Here is an 18673-nt window from a genome sequence, read left to right on the forward strand (position 1 = left end):
AAGGCGTTTACGCCGCATCCGGAATAAACAAAGCGCACTTTGTCATCAGTCTGGCCCCGATGGCATCACCATCGGGCTTCTTCTTATTTACTTTCGTGTGGTGATAAATGCTGCATCGCCTGCGCGATACTGCGTTCAATCACCGCACGGCGAGTATCGTTAGCAGGCAGCATTTTTAACATCATCTCCCACGCGGCAACGGCTTCGCCAAATCGCTGCTGCTCAAAGGCATTAAATGCATACATACTTAACACACGAATATTGCTGTGGTCCGTTCTCACCAACTGGCGTAACAGTTCGCCGCCGAGGCGGTTGTCGTTGGGATCAGATGAACGTGTCAACGCTTCCGCGTAACCCAGTGCGGCATCGCTGTTTTTCGGATCGAGGCGATACGCAGTAGCGTATGCATCGGTCGCGATACTGGCGTTACCCAGCGCCATCCCAACGCGGCCCAACATAATCCAGCCTTCTATATCTCCCGGATTTTTTTGCAGTTGAGTACGCATTCCAAGTGCAAGGCGCGACATCTCTTCTTCATTGAGCGGATCGGCTTTAGGATCCAGCGCCCTGTCCAGCAATGCCGGAGCCTGCGCAGTGGCCTGCTGCCAGATTTTTACCTGCTGATAATTGCCAGTCTGGTAGTAGCCGACACCTGCCACAATCAATGCCACAACAATCCCCGGCAGGTAAACAGCAAATCCGGCACGCTTACCTTCCGGCACGCTTTGTTCAGGAAACTCCTCCACCGCCAGCCGTACACGCCGCCGCGAGCGGGCATAAATAACCCAACCGCCTATACCAATAGCCACCACTGGCAGCACCCACAGCAGCACGGTCAGCGGCGTTAACGGCGGATCGTAAGTAACGAAGTTGCCGTAACGCGCCACCATATAATCGACAATCTCCTGCTTGCTTTTACCTTCCTGCATCAGTTCGTACACTTTCTGGCGCAGGTCGGTGGCAATCATCGAGTTAGAATCGGCAATGCTGTTGTTCTGGCATTTCGGGCAGCGCAGTTCTTCAGTGAGCTGACGGAACTGTTGTTCCTGTGCTTCATCTTTAAACTGCAACACGTCGATGGTCGCCAGCGCTGAGCCGGAAATCATCAGCATCAGCACGCCCAATAAAAACCTCATTGTGCGGCCTCCTTACTGTATTTCTCCCACAGCGGCTTGATCTCTTCTTCCCAGACGCGAGGGTTGAGATCGCCCGCATGGCGGTAGCGAATAATGCCATTACCATCGATGAGGAACGTTTCTGGCGCGCCATAAACACCGAGATCCAGACCTAACATGCCGTCGCCATCAAACAGGCTTAGCGCGTAAGGATTGCCCAACTCTTTCAGCCAGTTGATTGCCTTCTGGCGATCGTCTTTATAGTTCATGCCGACCACGCGGATGCCCTGCGCAGAAAGCTGATTCAGGTATTGATGTTCCGCACGACAGGTCGGACACCAGGTCGCCCAAACGTTAAGCAGCACTGGTTTACCCTGAGTCAGCACATCCGCCTGATAAAACTGGCCCGGATTGTCCAGTGATTCGAGGCGAAATTTCGGCACAGGCTTGCCAATGAGCGCCGATTCCAGATTGGTCGGATCATCCCCTTCGGCATTACGCGCCAGCTGCCACAGCAGCGCCGCGGCAATCGCCAGGAAGATAATCAAAGGAAGTAACAATACTTTGCGCTTCATACAGCCTCCGGCGCAGTTTTTTGCGGACTTACGCGCTTACGATAGCGAGGATCAAACAGGCACAGCAGCCCGCCCAACGCCATCATCAGCCCGCCCGCCCAAATCCAGCGAACAAACGGTTTGTAGTAAAGGCGCACAGCCCACGCGCCGTTTTCCAGCTCTTCACCGAGCGCCGCGTACAGGTCACGCGTGATGCCGCCGTCAATCGCCGCTTCAGTCATCATTGAACCGGCGGTGTTGTAATAACGTTTTTCCGCATACAGCACCGTTTCCGGCTTGCCATCTCGCGTTACGCCGATAGTCGCCACACCGCCGCGCCAGTTCGGGCCAGTAACCTCTTTGACATCACGGAAGGTGAAGCGATATTCATGAATATCAACGCTATCGCCAGGCTTCATGCGCACATCACGCTCAACGCTGTAGTTCTGGCTAAAAGCAATGCCAACAATTGTCACTGCCAGCCCCAGGTGAGCCGCCACCATCCCCCAATAACTGAAGGTGGTTTTCGTGCCGCGTGAAATACGCAGCGCAGCTTCGGCAATTGCCAGCACCGCAATCCAGCAGGCCATTGCCAGGCCGAGCACCGTCATCGCCACAACTTTGCTTTCGAACAGCCACGGCAACAGCAGCGACAGCACCAGCTTAGAGAAGAAGGCGATAATCAATAAATTGCGGATTTTACGCGGGCGATCGCGCCCCCAACGCACCAGCGGACCAATGCCCAGCACCAGTGCAAATGGCACCATCAGCCAAGTAAACATGCTGTTGAAGAATGGTTCGCCAATCGAAATGCTGCCCAGTCCCAATTGCTTGTGAACCAGCGGTAGCAGCGTCCCCAGCAATACCACCAGCATCGCGGCGACCAGCAAAACGTTGTTCGCTAACAGCAAAGATTCCCGCGACCACAGCGCATTGTTCACCCGTGAGCGAACTTTGTGTCCACGCGCGGCAAACAGCAGCAGTGAACCGCCAATCACCAGCACCATAAAGGCAAGGATAAACATGCCGCGCGCCGGATCAGACGCAAACGCGTGTACCGATACCAGCACGCCGGAGCGCACCAGGAAAGTCCCCAGCAGACACAGCGAGAAAGCACTGATTGCCAGCAGTAATGTCCACGCTTTGAAACTGGCGCGTTGTTCAGTGACCGCCAGCGAGTGCATCAGCGCAGTACCCACCAGCCATGGCATAAACGAGGCATTTTCTACCGGATCCCAGAACCACCAACCGCCCCAGCCGAGTTCGTAATAAGCCCATGCGGAACCGAGCACAATGCCGAGCGTCAGGAAGATCCACGCTGCCAGCGTCCACGGACGAGTAAAACGCGCATAAGTGCTGTCCAGACGCCCACTCAGCAAAGAAGCAATAGCAAAAGCAAATGCCACCGAGAAACCAACGTACCCCATATAAAGCAGAGGCGGATGGAAGATCAGCCCCGGATCCTGCAACAACGGGTTAAGATCGCGCCCTTCAATCGGGAAGTTCGGCAATGTGCGAGAGAACGGGTTAGAGGTAAAGAGAATGAACAGCAAAAAGCCGACGCTGACCATACCCATTACCGCCAGTACACGGGCCACAATATCCAGCGGAATACGCTGACTAAAAATCGCCACCGCAAAGGTCCAGCCGCTCATCAGCAGCACCCACAGCAGTAGCGAGCCTTCATGCGCGCCCCAGGTAGCCGCCACGCGATACCACACCGGAAGCTGGGTATTGGAGTTACTGGCGACATAGGTGACGGTGAAGTCGTTTACCACGAAGGCGTTAACCAGCACCAGAAACGCGCCAGCCACGCACATAAACAGCAGCCAGGCAAACAGCCGGGAGGAGGCCATCATCCGTGCATCACCACGCGCCACACCCCATAGCGGATAAACAGACAGCAAAAGTGCAATCCCTAACGCCAGGCACAGCAGTCCGTTACCAATTTCTGGCATCATGATGCGGGATCCTTATAAGCACTTGCCGGGCGACGGTGGTTAGCCTCCATCGCTTTCTCAACTTCTGGCGGCGTGTAGTTTTCGTCGTGTTTCGCCAGCACTTCTTTCGCGAAGATATGATTGCCTTTTTCCAGCTCGCCCTGAACCACAACGCCCTGCCCTTCACGGAACAGATCCGGCAAAATGCCTTCGTAAGAGACATCTACTGAACCTTCAGCGTCGTAAATGGTGAAAGTTACTTTTAGCGAATTGGGATCGCGCTGCACACTCCCCGGCATCACCATCCCGCCAACGCGCAGACGCTGACCGACTTCCGGCATCTGCTGAGTTTCACGCTTGCCGTAGAGAATCTCCCCCGGCGTATAAAAGAGATCGATATTAGAGCGCAGCGCATACAGCACCAGACCGATGGTCAGCGCCAAACCTGCCAACACGGCGCAGGCAATCCACAAACGATTTTTACGGCGAATATTCATGCAGCCTCCTGCTGTTGCGCAGCACGTAAACGCGCCTCACGCGCCCGCTGTTGCGCCACGCCACGCAGAATTGCGCGATGCTGCATCACCGAGTGCACGACCAAAACCACCAGCGGAATCACGGTCATCACCACCGCCAGCCAGACAAAAAAGGCGTAACCGCCCATTGCGAAAAATTCATTCCAGGAAGCAAATGCAGGGGTCATTTACGGCCTCTTTTCAATATCAGTTCACTCACCCACGGACGGCGTTTTTCCATCAGCAAAATCAAATTGCGCATCCGCATTAGCGTCAGCGTGGCAGACAGCAGCAGGAAGCCAAAAATCGACCAGCGCAGCGGCGAACGCATCGCCGGATCGATACTTTGCTGCATCCGCGTTGATCCCTGATGCAGGGTGTTCCACCACTCCACGGAATAATGAATAATCGGCAGGTTCACCACGCCAATTAGCACCAGAATACCTGCCGCACGGCCCGCCAGACGGCGGTCGTCGAAGGCGTGCCACAGGGCAATCACACCCACATACAAAAACAGCAGCACCAGTTCAGAAGTCAGACGTGCATCCCACACCCACCAGGTGCCCCACATCGGTTTTCCCCATGCGGAGCCAGTAACCAGGGCAATAAAAGTAAATACCGCGCCAATAGGCGCCATCGCCGCGACCGCCAGGTTAGCCATTTTCATCTGCCAGACAAGACCGATGAACGCCGCTACCGCCATCGAGGCATAAATACCCATCGACCAGATTGCCGCAGGCACATGTAGATAAATAATGCGATAGCTATTTCCTTGCTGATAATCCGCCGGAGCAAAGCCGAATCCCCAGATCCAGCCGACGGTGAGCACGACCACACTGGCGATTGCCAGCCACGGTATAAACCAGCCACAGATTTGATATAACCGTGGAGGGATCGCCAGTTGATGTAGTATTTTCCACATAATTTCGATACCAGACTCGAACAAAAATCAGTAATCCAGCGTTATTGAATGCTGATTCGTAACGCTGCCGCCGTCGCAAAAGGACTTAATGTCGCGGTGCCAGCCAGCAACGCGCCTAAAATTGCCAGATACCCGTCCACGGGCAAATGCATCGAAGCCGCGTCCATCGCAGCGGTGGCAAAGATGAGTAAGGGGATGGTGAGTGGTAACACGAGAATGCTGAGTAGCACTCCACCGCGCTTAAGTCCGACCGTCAGCGCCACGCCTGGCGCACCAAGAAAGCCAAGCGTGGGGGTTCCCAACAACAGCGTTAGCGCCATCACTTGCCAACCGTACACGTCCATTCCCAGTAGCAATGCCACCAGTGGTGAGAGAATGAGCAGAGGCAAACCTGTCACCATCCAGTGCGCCATCACCTTCGCCAGCACAACGGCGGGCAAGGGTAATGGCAACAACATCAGTTGTTCAAGACTGCCGTCCTGCAAATCGTCACGAAACAGTCGCTCCAGCGCCAGCAAAGAGGAAAGCAGCGCCGCCACCCAGATAATGCCCGGTGCAATCCTCGCCAACAATTGCGGCTCCGGACCGATACTAAGTGGAAAAAGGGTAATAACAATCAGGAAGAACCACAGCGGGTTAGCGATTTCGGCGCTATGGCGAAACGCCACGCGCAGCTCAAGACGGAAAATGCGCCAGAACATCATGCGCCCCTTGTATGCGTCAGAGAAATGCGGCGGATTTTACTTTCAGCAACATTGAGCGGCTGGTGGGTGGTCAGAATCACAATTCCCCCCTGCTCCGTATGCTGCGCCATGCGCTGGGTCAGACGATCGACGCCGTTGACGTCAATCGCGGTAAAAGGTTCGTCGAGGATCCACAACGTAGCGCGGGTCAGCCATAATCGCGCCAGCGCGACGCGGCGTTGTTGCCCGGCAGAGAGCTGGTTTACGGGAATATCTTCGAATCCGGCAAGCCCGGCCTGCGCCAGGGCGTCCAGACATTGTGCGGTATCACCGTCACGGTGATAGAAATGCAGATTTTCTAACGCCGTCAGCCGGGTTTTAATCCCCGGCTGATGGCCTATCCATAACAGGTTTTGATGGTAGCTGTCGCGTATCTGATGCAAGGGCTGCCCTTGCCAGAGAACGTCTCCCGCATCAGGGCGAGACAATCCGGTCAGCAGACGAAGAAGCGTTGTCTTCCCCGCGCCGTTGCTGCCGGTGATTTGTACCCACTCTCCTGCGTTCAGCGTAAATGACAAACCACTAAACAAGGTTCGTTCATCCCGCTCGCAGAGCAATTCTCTGGCTTCAAGCATCCCCACGCAATGACATCCTGTTAAAAACCTGGTTCAACTTCGCGCATATCGGGTAGCTTGTGCGCTATCCCTTTATGGCAGTCAATACAGGTTTGCCCATCTTTCACCGCTTGATCGTGCATCTTCGCGGCAACACCTTTCTGGGCGGTTAAATCCATAAACTCGAAGTTGTGACAGTTACGGCACTCCTGCGAGTTGTTGTCCTTCATTCGCCGCCACTCATTCTGTGCCATCGTCAGGCGATGAGCTTCGAATTTCTGCGGCGTGTCAATAACGCCCAGAATTTTACCATACAGCTCTTTACTTGCTTTGAGCTTGCGTATCATTTTCGGCACAAACTCGTGCGGAACGTGACAATCCGGACAGGTCGCACGTACGCCGCTACGGTTGTTGTAATGCACGGAATCCATGTATTCCTGATACACCGTGTTGCGCATTTCGTGGCAGCTAATGCAAAACTCTTCAGTGTTAGCTTTTTCCATACCCGTGTTAAAGCCGCCCCAGAAGACGATGCCGCCAACAAAGCCGATCAACAGCAGCGTCCCCAGCGCCAGACGGCTGGGGGTACGCCACCATTTCCACAGGCGCTTAATCAGACCAGGCTTACGGTCAGAATTTCCCATAATAACCTCTTATTTCCCGTAACCTTTTGATGGGGTAAAGGTATTCCCCACGATTGGCGCGGTATCGGCCTGCGGTACGTGACATTGCAGACAGAAATAACGACGTGGAGCCACTTCCGCGCCCACTTTGCCGTCGCTGTCCATAAAGTGAGTAGGACTGATGCGCGGTGCGCCAGTGGTGCGATAGCTTTCGACACCGTGGCACTGCAGGCAGCGGTTGGTATTGGTCGTTACCTGATAACCTTCAACGCTATGCGGGATCATTGGCGGCTGATTCACATAGTTCAGCGGCATCCGATCCTGCTCTTTTGGCATCCGAATGGCCCCTTCCTGCGTCCCGGATACTTCCGGCGACTGGCTAAAATCGACGCCATTTGCCGCCCAAACCGCGCCGCTCACCACCAGGGCCAGCATCGCCGTCCATTGACACAGCGCTTTCTTCAGGTCATGGCTTTTCATGATTTCGCTCCCGAACTCCATCGTGTAGTTATTGTAAATACATCCTCAGAACAGACATCCACGCAGCGACCGCATGTCATGCAATCGCGGCTGGTGACCTGCACCGGGCTTTGTTCATCCAGCACCGGGGCACGTAGCACATGCGGTTCCGGGCAAACATGAAAACAATCCATACAGCGGTTACATTTCTGTCGATCGGTGGCCGCAACGGTGACAACACCTTTGCTACCCAACACGCCATACAGCGCGCCGACCGGACAAATATGGCCGCACCAGCCGTGTTCAACGACCAGTAGATCAAATAAAAACAGCGCGAGAATAAGCAGTGCGCCGCTGCCGAATCCCATTACCAGGCTACGCCCCATCAGAGAAACGGGGTTGATCCATTCCCAGATGAGCGTGCCAGTTAAGGCTGAGCCCACCAGAATGACCACCAACAGCACGTAGCGAATGTGGCGAGGGATCGTCGCAGACTGATTGAGGTCAAAGCGCCTGCGCAACCAGTTCGCTAAATCGGTAATCGGGTTCAGCGGGCAGACCCAGCTGCAAAATAATCGCTTTCCTGCCAGGGCGTAGAGCACGGTGATAATCACCGCACCGATCAGCGCCACCGTGGCAGGCAGATGGCCGCTGGCAAGGCTTTGCAGCGTCATCAGCGGATCGGTCAGCGGAACGGTGTCGAATAACAGGCTACTGCTGTAGTTGCCATGCAAGATCCACACACCAAACCACGGGCCGCTCAAAAACATCCCCAGCACGAAGAACTGACAAAGGCGACGCAACACCAGCCAACGGTGACTGCGCCACCAGCCTTTTTTCTCCAGCGCTTCGCGCCCGGCGTCACGTTTACGATTTGCCATTTTTCCCCTCCAGCCAGCCGAAGCGGTAATGGTGACCTAACTCCCCTTTCGCCAGTGACAGCGGTAACACCTTGATTGCCGGTTGTTCCAGCACACACACCTTTTCGCACTTACCGCAGCCGGTACAGGCGTCGCTGTGAACCGTCGGCAGAAAACGGGCGTGCTTACCGGTACGCGTGTTGCGCTCCAGCTCCAGGGTGATTGCCTCATCAATTTTCGGGCATTCGCGATAACAAACATCACAGCGCAGCCCCTGAAAGTTGAGACAATTTTCCTGGTCCACCAGCACCGCCAGCCCCATCCGCGCGTCGTCGATCGATTCGATCTCACGATCCAGCGCACCGCTTGGGCACACTTTGGCGCACGGAATGTCCTCACACATTTCGCAAGGAATATCCCGCGCGACAAAATACGGCGTACCTGCCGACAGACCAGAGGCCAACGTCGCCAGTTTTAATGTGTCGTAAGGGCAAGCCTGAACACACTGACCGCAACGCACACAGGCACTGGCAAAGGCGTTCTCGTTTATGGCTCCGGGCGGGCGCAACCGCACGCCAGATGCGCGTGCGGTTTGCTGTTGTAACCCCAGCGCCACACCCACGGCTGCCAGCCCGCCTGCTGTGCGAACAACATCGCGCAGAAAGCGGCGGCGACCATTTTGAGGTTTCGCTGACCGGGACATAATGGCTTACACCTTCTCCAGTTTGACCGCGCACTTCTTGAAGTCCGTCTCTTTCGAGAGCGGATCGGTCGCGTCCAGCGTCAGTTTGTTAACCAGCTGTGCGGCGTCGAAGAACGGCATGTACACCAGGCCCTGCGGCGGACGGTTACGACCGCGCGTTTCGACAATCGAGATCACTTCGCCACGGCGAGAAACCACTTTCACTTTGTCGCCACGACGCAGATCGCGCGCTTTCGCATCCAGCGGGTGAATAAACAGGACCGCTTCCGGGAAGGCACGGTGCAGTTCCGGTACACGGCGAGTCATACTGCCGGTATGCCAGTGCTCCAGAACGCGTCCGGTAGAGAGCCACAGGTCGTACTCTTCATCCGGTGCTTCCGCCGCCGGTTCGAACGGCAGCGCGAAGATCACCGCTTTGCCATCCGGTTTACCGTAGAACTTATAGCCTTCGCCCGCTTTCACGTACGGGTCGTTACCTTCGCTGTAACGCCACTGCGTTTCTTTACCGTTCACTACCGGCCAGCGCAGACCGCGTGCTTTGTGGTAGTCATCGAACGGTGCCAGATCGTGACCGTGACCGCGACCAAACCATGCGTACTCTTCGAACAGCCCTTTTTGCAGATAGAAGCCCAGCTCGCGGGATTCATCGTTCAGCTGATCTTCCGCCAGTTCGGATACCGGGAATTTGCTCACTTCCGGAGTGGCATACAGAACTTCGTACAGCGTTTTGCCACGCAGTTCCGGTTTCTTCGCCAGCAGCTCTTCCGGCCATACTTCTTCAGTTTTGAAGCGGCGGGAGAACTGGACTAACTGCCAGAGATCCGATTTCGCTTCGCCTGGCGCCTGCACCTGCTGACGCCAGAATTGAGTACGGCGTTCGGCGTTACCGTAAGCACCCTCTTTCTCTACCCACATTGCTGTCGGCAGGATCAAGTCCGCTGCCAGCGCACTGACTGTCGGATACGGATCGGAGACGATGATAAAGTTGCGCGGATCGCGCCAGCCCGGCATACGCTCTTCATTAATATTCGGCCCGGCCTGCATGTTGTTGGTACACATGGTCCAGTAAACATTCAGCTTGCCGTCTTTCAGCGCACGGTCCTGTGCTACCGCGTGCAGACCGATTTTCGCCGGAATGGTGCCGCTCGGGATATTCCACTTCTTCTCGCAGATATCACGGTGTTTCTCGTTAGTCACCACCATGTCCGCAGGCAGACGGTGAGCAAAGGTGCCCACTTCACGCGCAGTACCACATGCGGAAGGCTGCCCGGTCAGGGAGAACGGACCGCAACCCGGCTGGGAAATTTTGCCGGTCAGCAGGTGCAGGTTGTAGACCAGGTTGTTGGCCCACACACCGCGGGTATGCTGGTTGAAGCCCATCGTCCAGTAGGAGATGACTTTCTTGTTCGGATCGGCATACAACTGCGCCAGCTGTTCCAGCTGATCTTTTGGTACGCCAGTCATTTCGGCGGTTTTTTCCAGCGTATACTCGGCAACGAAGGCTTTGTAATCTTCAAAGCTCATCGGTTCGGAGGCGTCAGAACCCGGATTCTTCGCTGCTTTTTCCAGCGGATGGGTCGGACGTAAACCGTAGCCGATGTCCGTCGCCCCTTTGCGCAGGTTAACGTGCTTGCTGAAGAAGTCCTGATTTATCGCATTGTTTTGAATGATATAGTTGGCGATGTAGTTCAGGATCACCAGGTCAGATTGCGGCGTAAAGATGATGCCGTTATCCGCCAGCTCGAAGCTACGATGCTGGTAGGTAGAAAGCACCGCCACGGTGACGTTCTGGTTAGAGAGACGACGGTTAGTGATGCGCGACCAGAGGATCGGGTGCATCTCCGCCATGTTTGCGCCCCACAGCACAAACGCGTCAGCCTGCTCGATGTCGTCATAGCAGCCCATCGGCTCATCCATACCAAAGGTACGCATAAAGCCAACTACTGCCGACGCCATACAGTGACGCGCGTTCGGGTCGATGTTGTTCGAGCGGAAGCCCGCTTTGAACAGCTTGGACGCGGCATAACCTTCCCAGATAGTCCACTGACCAGAACCGAACATACCGATCGATTCCGGCCCTTTTTCTTTCAGGGCGGTTTTGAATTTCTCTTCCATCACATCAAAGGCTTGATCCCAGGTGATTGGGGTGAACTCGCCTTCTTTGTCATATTTACCGTTTTTCATACGCAGAAGCGGCTGCGTCAAACGGTCTTTACCGTACATGATTTTGGGCAGGAAATAGCCCTTAATGCAGTTCAGGCCACGGTTAACCGGTGCGTCCGGGTCGCCCTGACAGGCCACCACACGCCCCTGCTGCGTTCCGACCAGAACGCCGCAACCAGTACCGCAGAAACGGCACGGCGCTTTATCCCATTTGATGGCTTCCTGCTGACCAACAACGGCGCGGGCAACGCCCGGCACGCTGAGACCGGCAGCCGCCGCAGCGGCCGCAACGGCGTTAGCTTTCATAAAGCTACGACGACTGAGTTTCATGGTGTTTCCTCACCTTGCTCTTCCTGCTGGTGATAAACCAGCGACACCGCCAGCACGCCCTCTACGTTGCGTACTGACTCAATGGTTTGGATCAGCGTTTCGCTGTCTTCTGCTTCCACCACCACAATCAACTGACCGCTCGGCGCGTCGCTGACAGCAACTTCACAGCCGGGAAAGGCGTTCAGTTGGGTGCTGATGTCTGAAATTCGTTCGCTTTTGGCCTGCACGACCAGGCTGCAAACTTGCCAGTTAGTGTGCATGGAGATACTCCGCAGTTATGGCTGATACCGGACAACTGGCTGCACATGCTCCACATCCGTTGCAAAGTTGGCTATTAAGTTGCGGCTGGTAGATCCCGGAGAGCGTCGGGCGAAAGATAATTGCCATTGGCTCACAGCTATCCTGACAGCGGCGACATTCAACTGACTGATACGCCAGGCACGCGTCCCCAATGGTGAACTGCAAATCCCAGGCCCTGGTGTGGCGCGGAGAAAATAGCGATTCGGGGCAAGCCTGCGCGCAGGCGTAACAGAAGCTGCACTCGTTATTTTTGAAATTAACGCTCGGATAGCCACCCGCGCCGCGTTGCAGAATGTTGTTTTCACAAGCATTAATACAGGCATCGCAGCGGGTGCAATGGGTCAGAAAATGAGATTCATCACCGGACCAGGGCGGACGGATACCGTTACTGGCTTTGCGCCAGCGACCAGTGAGTATGCCCCGACGGGATGCATCAATCTTCACATTGACCTTCCATCATTAACGCGCTCTGAAAATTGAGAGCGACCAAAGAAACCGCGTAATTAATAAGCCATTTTTATAGGCGCTAAGATATTAAAGGATGTGTCAAAGATGCATACCCCGATCGGGGTAAAACATGTAGCAGGATCAAAAGAGTGGCGGGAAGGCTGGCAAAAATGGGCTTTTATTCACATTTCAATCGGTTATAAACAATTTTACATAGCGATAAATTCACCAAAGATATTCTTCCAGGCTTCGCTATCCATCAGCATATAACTCCAAAAGAGAAGGTAAAGTTGTCTGAATATTCTATGCATTATTCATAAAGCAAATTAATAAATCTGATGAATATGTTAACCTTCAGCGACATCATCGGTGAAAACCTATAAATGAAGAAGGAAAGCAAAAATGAAGACTATTCTACCTGCAGTATTGTTTGCCGCTTTCGCCACAACTTCAGCCTGGGCGGCAGAAAGCGTTCAGCCACTGGAAAAAATCGCCCCTTATCCGCAAGCTGAAAAAGGGATGAAGCGTCAGGTGATTCAGTTAACCCCGCAAGAAGATGAATCTACCCTGAAAGTAGAACTGTTAATCGGTCAGACGCTGGAAGTTGACTGCAATCTGCATCGTCTCGGCGGGAAACTGGAAAGCAAAACGCTGGAAGGCTGGGGCTATGATTATTATGTCTTTGATAAAGTTAGCTCCCCGGTTTCCACGATGATGGCCTGCCCGGATGGCAAGAAAGAGAAGAAATTTGTCACCGCGTATCTGGGCGATACCGGAATGCTGCGTTACAACAGCAAGCTGCCGATCGTGGTGTATACGCCAGACAATGTAGATGTGAAGTACCGCATCTGGAAGGCGGAAGAGAAGATTGACAACGCAGTACTTCGCTAAACACAGCGTACCGCCCGTCGGTCGGATAAGGCGGTTACACCGCATCCGACATCTAACGTCCGAGCCGGTTGCCTGATGCGACGCTGACGCGTCTTATCAGGCCTACGCCACGGTGAAGTGCTGCACCTCGTAGGTCGGATAAGGCGGTTACGCCGCATCCGACATCCAACGCCCGAGCCGGTTGCCTGATGCGACGCTGGCGCGTCTTATCAGCATACGCCACATCCGGCATACCATGCCGAATGTGGCACATCATTACAACGCAATATCCGCGACTACTTTTTGAACGGGTTGCGGTTTCAACTGCGGTTTCGGCGTACTGTCTGCCGCCTGCGGCTTGTCGTATTTCAGCCCCAGCACTTCGCTGGTGTACTGCAACTCACGCTCTGTTGCTGCCACATCACCGTTCAGCTTACGTCCATAAGACGGAACGATCGCTTTCAGCGTGGCCTGCCATTGCGGGCTGGAAACACGATCACCAAACACTTTTTCCAGCAGATTCAACATAATCGGTGCGGCGGTTGACGCCCCCGGCGATGCCCCCAGCAGCGCAGCAATGGTTCCTTGCTGGTCACTGACCACTTCTGTTCCCAGACGCAGTACGCCGCCTTTGTCGGCATCACGCTTGATAATCTGTACGCGCTGCCCCGCTTGCCACAAACGCCAGTCCTCTTTTTTCGCCTGTGGATAGTACTCTTTCAGCGCTGCAAAACGATCCTCTTCACTCAACATCACCTGACTAATCAGGTATTTCACCAGATCGAAATTATCCAGCCCGACGTGCATCATCGGCATCACATTAGAGGTGGTGGTGGAACTCATCAGATCCCACAACGAACCGTTTTTGAGGAATTTGGTTGAGAAGGTGGCAAATGGTCCAAACAGCACTACGCGTTTACCGTCCAGAACACGGGTATCGATATGCGGAACCGACATCGGCGGTGCACCGACAGATGCTTTACCGTAAACCTTCGCCAGATGGTGATTAACCACGTCAGGGTTTTCCGAGACGAGGAACTGACCGCCCACCGGGAAACCAGCGTACTCTTTCGCTTCCGGGATACCGGATTCTTGCAAAAGCTTCAGCGCCGCACCGCCCGCACCGATAAAGACAAATTTCGCGCGAATGTTCTGTACTGTGCCATTTTTCAGATCGGCAATGGTGACGGTCCAGGTGTTGTCGTCATTACGTTTGAGGCCGCGGACTTCGCTACTGAGTTGCAGCGAGAAGTTAGATTTTTTCTGCAAGGAAGCAATTAACTGGCGAGTGATTTCACCATAGTTCACATCGGTGCCGATTTCTGTACGTGTCGCAGCCACTTTCTGCTGCGGATCGCGTCCTTCCATCACGAGTGGCGCCCACTCTTTGATTTGCGCGTGATCTTCGGAGTAACGCATACCGCGGAACAACGAACTTTGTTGCAAGGCCGCGTAACGGGCGCGCAGGAAGTTGACGTTATCTTCGCCCCAGACAAAGCTCATGTGCGGAACGGTATTGATAAATGAACGCGGAGTACGCAGCACGCCGCGCTCGACCTGGTGCGCCCAGAACTGGCGGGAAATCTGAAATGCTTCGTTAATGGCGACTGCTTTTTCGATACTGATGCTGCCATCGGCGTTTTGCGGGGTGTAGTTCAGTTCCATCAGTGCAGAATGCCCGGTTCCGGCGTTGTTCCAGCCGTTCGAACTCTCCTGCGCGACACCCTCCAGGCGCTCCACCATGGTCATCGACCATTCAGGCTCCAGCTCGCGTAAATAGGTCCCCAACGTGGCGCTCATAATGCCGCCGCCAATCAACAGTACATCAGTTTCCTGCTCCTCGGACGCTTTCGCTTTTGCCGCCATCGAAACGGCATTAAGCCCCACGGCCATCGAGAAGAGCATGGCAGTCACTTTTTTCATCTTGTTAATGCCTTACTTTTAGTCGCTTTATTGCAGGTGAGATTTGCGCGGCATCAACGGTAACACTTAAGTAACAATATTTAAATAATGTTTATAAATTATCTCCTAATTTTATAAACATTATAATTTCGTTGATTAATTATAGGGTTATTAGATACGGGGGGATTTTTAGAATATTGACCTGGCGGCAGCGGTCCGCCAGGTCAGCGTCGTAATATTATGCCGTCCGGGCAACGGCATCACGCGAAGCAGCGTCACGCTCTTCGCCGGTCAGCTCGCTAAGTTGCCCGTTGCGCATTTCCAGCAGGCGGTCGGCGTGGATAAAGTAATGATCATCATGACTGATGGCGAAAATAGTTTTACCCATCTCCTGCATCAGCGGCAGCAGCACCTGATAAAACTCACGACGGAAGTGTGGATCCTGATCCGCCGCCCATTCATCCAGCAGAATAATATCGCGTTCTTCTGCCAAAGCCAGCAACAGCGCCACGCGTTTTTTCTGTCCTTTCGATAACTTCAGGTTAACAATACGCCCGTTACTTAACTCAAGCTTATGACCCATTTTCAGCTGCACCAGCCACTTCTCAACCAGTTGCGGGTTAGCAGGTTTGCCCTCCGGCCCCAGCAGTTGATCAAATAACCAGACATCGGTAAACACCGCCGAAAACAGTTTGCGATAATCTTCCGGTTGTTCGCCGCTGACAGGTTTGCCATCCAGCAAGATTTCGCCGCTTTGTGGCTGATACAACCCAGTCAGCAACATCGCCAGCGTCGATTTTCCACTACCGTTGCCACCAATCAGAAACAGCAGCTCGCCACGTTTGATGGTGAGGTTAATCGGCCCAACGGAAAACGCGTTATCCTGATAAGCAAACGTAACATTACGCAGCTCAAGCGTTTGCCAGTTGGGAAACGCCTGCGGGCGCGGAAACTCCGCTTTGAAAGGTGCGAGCGCGAATTTGTTCAGCTTGTTAAACGCCACCTGCGCCGTCAGCAGCGTCGGCAATGCGCCAACCGCCGAAAGCAGTGGCGTACGCAGGAATAACAGCGTCAACGAATAGGTCGCGGCAACGTTGGTATCAGCCCAACCCAGGCTATTTGCCATCCAGAATACCAAGCCGATAGCACCCAGCATCATAATGTTCGACCAGTTCACGGCACTTAGATGGAAGGTGTCTGCGCGGATAATATGATGGCGATACTCTTGCGCATCAGGAATGTAGAGATTGTTAAACACATACTCGGCGCGCTCACGGTTCAGAGTCAGCTCTTTGCGCCCTTCGAGTACAGTTTGAAAATCCGAGTACAGTTTGTCTTCGGTTTCACGCAGAGTCGCCATATGCTTGTACACCCGCGCCACCAGTACAAAACCGCCCCAGATGGTGACTGCCATCCAGATAGCCGTTACCAGCAACATTTTGCCCGACAACATCCAGAGATACGCCGCTGAACCGATAGTGAGAATGATCCCCTGCACCAGTTCCGGCAGACGCACAAAAGCAATGGTAATATTGCGTACATCGCTGGTTAACCCCGCCAGCAACGAGGCGCTACCGAGTTGTTCGATACGCTCGACGTGAGTATCCAGAATCCGCTTGATAAATTCGCTACGCAGTCGGTAAACGAAATGATGCCCCAGCGTAGTAAGTGCCAGTTGCGATCCCAGTGTTACCGCCATTAACAGCAGCAATAAACCCAGAAACTCCGGCAACACCAGCAGACTGGTATCCGCCGTTTCGATAAGGCGCTGATTGATAAAAGCAATTAAGCCAATGCCTAATGCCGCACTGGCGAGGCTTAGCGCCATCACACTGATAAATGGCCAGCGATACTGCCGCCAGACAAGTACAAGAAGTTCCATGCAGAAAACCCGGACAATGAATTACAGCCCGCAGTTTAAACATCTCCGCGTGCACAGCAATAATAATTCTTATTTTTATTCTTTTTTACCTGCCTGACGGAATGTCAGGTTGTAGCGGCAGTCGGCGGTGAGTGGATGAAACCCCGCTTTGAGCGGTTGAATGCCGTGATAAAACAGCCGTGATTCACCGCCCCACACCACCACATCGCCATGTTCCAGCAACAAACGTTTGAGCGGATCATTTCGTTTCAGGCCGCCAAATTGAAAAATCGCGGGTAAGCCCAGAGAAACAGAAACAATCGGTGCGCGCAGATCCGGTTCGTCTTTATCCTGATGTAGCGACAGTTTCGCGCCCGGGGCGTAGCGGTTGATAAGGCAAGCGTCAGGCTGGAAATCTGGATAGCCCGCTGCCGTGGCCGCGCGCCGACATAAATCATAAAAACTTTGCGGCATGGCGGGCCACGGTTGATTTGTTTGCGGATCAATGGGCGAATAGAGATAACCTTGCCGATTGGTCGTCCAGCCCAGATGCCCGCAGTTGGTCATCGCCACCGACATGGTATATCCGCCAGGAGTGACCATCTGGCGAAACGGCGACTGGCTGGCAATGCCACTGATATCGTGCATCAGTTGTTCCGCAACGTTAAAAGCAAAACGGCGCAAAATCACCGCGCCGGAAGCCAGCGATTCGTGCCACGGTTCAGCATCGGCAAACAGATCCAACATTACCTCTCCTCATTTTCAGCTTCGCGGCGCAGCAGTTGCGCTTTACGCGACACGCCCCAGCGGTAACCAGAAAGTGTGCCATCACCACGTACTACCCGATGACAAGGGATAATAATAGCTAATCTATTGGCGGCGCAGGCGCTGGCTACGGCGCGAACGGCTTTCGGTTTGCCAATCGCGTTCGCCAGTTGCTGGTAACTCACCGTTTCACCACAAGGTATAGTGCGTAGCTCCTGCCAGACTTGTTGCTGAAAAGCGGTGCCGCGAATATCCAGCGGTAACGTCAGCGGCGTATCGCGGTTATTGAGGCTGGCAATAACCTCACGTATATGTTGCTGAAATATCGGATCCGCCGGCGCGTTGTCAGCGGCAGGAAACATCTGACGGAGTTCGCTAATCAACGTCCCGTCATCGTCGCCCAGCAGAATCGCGCAAATCCCCCGCTCGCTTTCTGCCACCAGGCAGCGCCCCAGTTCACAATCGGCCAGCGCATAACGCACAGCCAGGTTTTCGCCACCGTGACGAAACTGTTTAGCCGTCATACCCAACGTTTCGTCGGCTTTGCGGTAGTAACTGCTGCCGTCGGGGAATCCTGCGTTCAGAATCGCCTGGGTGACACTCTCCCCTTTCGCCAGCGATTCGCGCAAGCGACGAGCGCGCCAGGCCTGTTGCCAGGCTTTTGGCGTCATTCCGGTGGTGGCTTTAAATAAACGATGCAGATGGAATGGACTCATCGCCACCTGGTCGGCCAAGGCTTCCAGCGTTACAGGCGTTTCCTGTTCCAGTAGTCGACACGCGTGGGTGATTTTATCCAACCGGTGTTGCTGGGCATTGGCTTTATCAGGTTGGCAGCGTTTGCAGGGGCGAAATCCGGCGACGAGTGCCTCGCTGGCATTTGCGTAGAAGGAGACGTTTTCCCGCAAGGCATGTCTCGCGCGGCAAGACGGACGGCAAAAGATACCCGTGGTGCGCACGGCGAAAACGAATTCGCCGTCGGCATTCGGGTCGCGGGCTAAGACCGATTGCCAGCGTTGATCGTCAGTTAAGCGTGTGGCGTTTTTCATA

General features: G+C 54.3%; 21 protein-coding genes. 2 read left to right on the forward strand and 19 right to left on the reverse strand.

The window, feature by feature from the left end:
• Positions 1-83 precede the first annotated feature (83 nt).
• From ccmH to napF, 15 genes are read right to left on the reverse strand one after another with little or no spacing between them, the layout of a single operon-like run.
• Positions 84-1136 carry a cytochrome c-type biogenesis thiol:disulfide oxidoreductase CcmH gene (gene ccmH / locus FEK46_RS10480; protein ID WP_130260512.1) on the reverse strand — a complete coding sequence of 351 codons (1053 nt, stop codon included), beginning with the start codon at positions 1134-1136 and terminating at the stop codon, positions 84-86.
• On the reverse strand, positions 1133-1690 hold the full coding sequence (dsbE, locus tag FEK46_RS10485) for a thiol:disulfide interchange protein DsbE (protein ID WP_135559372.1): 558 nt from the start codon (positions 1688-1690) through the stop codon (positions 1133-1135). The genes ccmH and dsbE overlap by 4 nt, the downstream gene beginning before the upstream one ends.
• The gene (gene ccmF / locus FEK46_RS10490; protein ID WP_135559371.1) at positions 1687-3630 is read right to left on the reverse strand and encodes a cytochrome c-type biogenesis heme lyase CcmF; all 1944 of its coding nucleotides are present in this window, start codon (positions 3628-3630) and stop codon (positions 1687-1689) included. The genes dsbE and ccmF overlap by 4 nt, the downstream gene beginning before the upstream one ends.
• A complete protein-coding gene (ccmE, locus tag FEK46_RS10495) occupies positions 3627-4106 on the reverse strand; it encodes a cytochrome c maturation protein CcmE (protein ID WP_138194678.1) in 480 nt (159 codons plus the stop codon). The genes ccmF and ccmE overlap by 4 nt, the downstream gene beginning before the upstream one ends.
• Positions 4103-4312 (reverse strand): heme exporter protein CcmD, encoded by a 210-nt coding sequence (ccmD, locus tag FEK46_RS10500; RefSeq protein WP_000186540.1) that lies wholly within the window; start codon positions 4310-4312, stop codon positions 4103-4105. The genes ccmE and ccmD overlap by 4 nt, the downstream gene beginning before the upstream one ends.
• The gene (ccmC, locus tag FEK46_RS10505) at positions 4309-5046 is read right to left on the reverse strand and encodes a heme exporter protein CcmC (RefSeq protein ID WP_044722900.1); all 738 of its coding nucleotides are present in this window, start codon (positions 5044-5046) and stop codon (positions 4309-4311) included. The genes ccmD and ccmC overlap by 4 nt, the downstream gene beginning before the upstream one ends.
• A 41-nt stretch (positions 5047-5087) precedes the next feature.
• Entirely contained in the window at positions 5088-5750 is a 663-nt protein-coding gene (gene ccmB, locus FEK46_RS10510) for a heme exporter protein CcmB (RefSeq protein ID WP_000971724.1), read from the reverse strand.
• Complete coding sequence (gene ccmA, locus FEK46_RS10515) at positions 5747-6370, reverse strand: cytochrome c biogenesis heme-transporting ATPase CcmA (RefSeq protein ID WP_214251101.1); 624 nt, start codon at positions 6368-6370, stop codon at positions 5747-5749. The genes ccmB and ccmA overlap by 4 nt, the downstream gene beginning before the upstream one ends.
• Before the next feature lie 14 nt (positions 6371-6384).
• Positions 6385-6987, reverse strand: coding sequence for a cytochrome c-type protein NapC (gene napC, locus FEK46_RS10520; RefSeq protein WP_130207128.1), 603 nt, complete (start codon positions 6985-6987; stop codon positions 6385-6387).
• A 9-nt stretch (positions 6988-6996) separates the two neighbouring features.
• The gene (gene napB / locus FEK46_RS10525; protein WP_000835174.1) at positions 6997-7446 is read right to left on the reverse strand and encodes a nitrate reductase cytochrome c-type subunit; all 450 of its coding nucleotides are present in this window, start codon (positions 7444-7446) and stop codon (positions 6997-6999) included.
• The gene (gene napH / locus FEK46_RS10530) at positions 7443-8306 is read right to left on the reverse strand and encodes a quinol dehydrogenase ferredoxin subunit NapH (protein ID WP_130260515.1); all 864 of its coding nucleotides are present in this window, start codon (positions 8304-8306) and stop codon (positions 7443-7445) included. The genes napB and napH overlap by 4 nt, the downstream gene beginning before the upstream one ends.
• Positions 8293-8988, reverse strand: coding sequence for a ferredoxin-type protein NapG (gene napG, locus FEK46_RS10535; RefSeq protein ID WP_130260516.1), 696 nt, complete (start codon positions 8986-8988; stop codon positions 8293-8295). The genes napH and napG overlap by 14 nt, the downstream gene beginning before the upstream one ends.
• A gap of 6 nt (positions 8989-8994) precedes the next feature.
• The gene (napA, locus tag FEK46_RS10540; RefSeq protein WP_000778067.1) at positions 8995-11481 is read right to left on the reverse strand and encodes a periplasmic nitrate reductase subunit alpha; all 2487 of its coding nucleotides are present in this window, start codon (positions 11479-11481) and stop codon (positions 8995-8997) included.
• Positions 11478-11741 (reverse strand): chaperone NapD, encoded by a 264-nt coding sequence (gene napD / locus FEK46_RS10545; protein ID WP_000557378.1) that lies wholly within the window; start codon positions 11739-11741, stop codon positions 11478-11480. Before napD ends, napA begins: the two co-directional genes overlap by 4 nt.
• A complete protein-coding gene (gene napF / locus FEK46_RS10550) occupies positions 11731-12225 on the reverse strand; it encodes a ferredoxin-type protein NapF (protein ID WP_000686723.1) in 495 nt (164 codons plus the stop codon). Before napF ends, napD begins: the two co-directional genes overlap by 11 nt.
• Before the next feature lie 108 nt (positions 12226-12333).
• On the opposite strand from napF, the gene FEK46_RS23920 reads away from it, so the two are divergent.
• Together FEK46_RS23920 and eco are read left to right on the forward strand one after the other, a co-directional pair.
• The gene (locus FEK46_RS23920; RefSeq protein WP_276606407.1) at positions 12334-12498 is read left to right on the forward strand and encodes a hypothetical protein; all 165 of its coding nucleotides are present in this window, start codon (positions 12334-12336) and stop codon (positions 12496-12498) included.
• Positions 12499-12630: 132 nt separating this feature from the next.
• Entirely contained in the window at positions 12631-13119 is a 489-nt protein-coding gene (gene eco / locus FEK46_RS10555) for a serine protease inhibitor ecotin (RefSeq protein ID WP_135559370.1), read from the forward strand.
• 255 nt (positions 13120-13374) lie between these two features.
• On the opposite strand, the gene mqo is transcribed toward eco, so the two are convergent.
• From mqo to ada, 4 genes are all read right to left on the reverse strand, one after another.
• Positions 13375-15021, reverse strand: coding sequence for a malate dehydrogenase (quinone) (gene mqo / locus FEK46_RS10560; RefSeq protein WP_135559369.1), 1647 nt, complete (start codon positions 15019-15021; stop codon positions 13375-13377).
• Between the two features lie 217 nt (positions 15022-15238).
• The gene (gene yojI / locus FEK46_RS10565) at positions 15239-16882 is read right to left on the reverse strand and encodes a microcin J25 efflux ABC transporter YojI (protein WP_135559368.1); all 1644 of its coding nucleotides are present in this window, start codon (positions 16880-16882) and stop codon (positions 15239-15241) included.
• A 75-nt stretch (positions 16883-16957) separates the two neighbouring features.
• Positions 16958-17608 carry a DNA oxidative demethylase AlkB gene (gene alkB, locus FEK46_RS10570; protein ID WP_130207140.1) on the reverse strand — a complete coding sequence of 217 codons (651 nt, stop codon included), beginning with the start codon at positions 17606-17608 and terminating at the stop codon, positions 16958-16960.
• Positions 17608-18672, reverse strand: a complete 1065-nt coding sequence (gene ada / locus FEK46_RS10575) for a bifunctional DNA-binding transcriptional regulator/O6-methylguanine-DNA methyltransferase Ada (RefSeq protein WP_135559367.1) — start codon at positions 18670-18672, stop codon at positions 17608-17610. Before ada ends, alkB begins: the two co-directional genes overlap by 1 nt.
• Position 18673: the final 1 nt, after the last annotated feature.

It is taken from the genome of Escherichia sp. E4736, assembly GCF_005781225.1.
Lineage (GTDB): Bacteria > Pseudomonadota > Gammaproteobacteria > Enterobacterales > Enterobacteriaceae > Escherichia.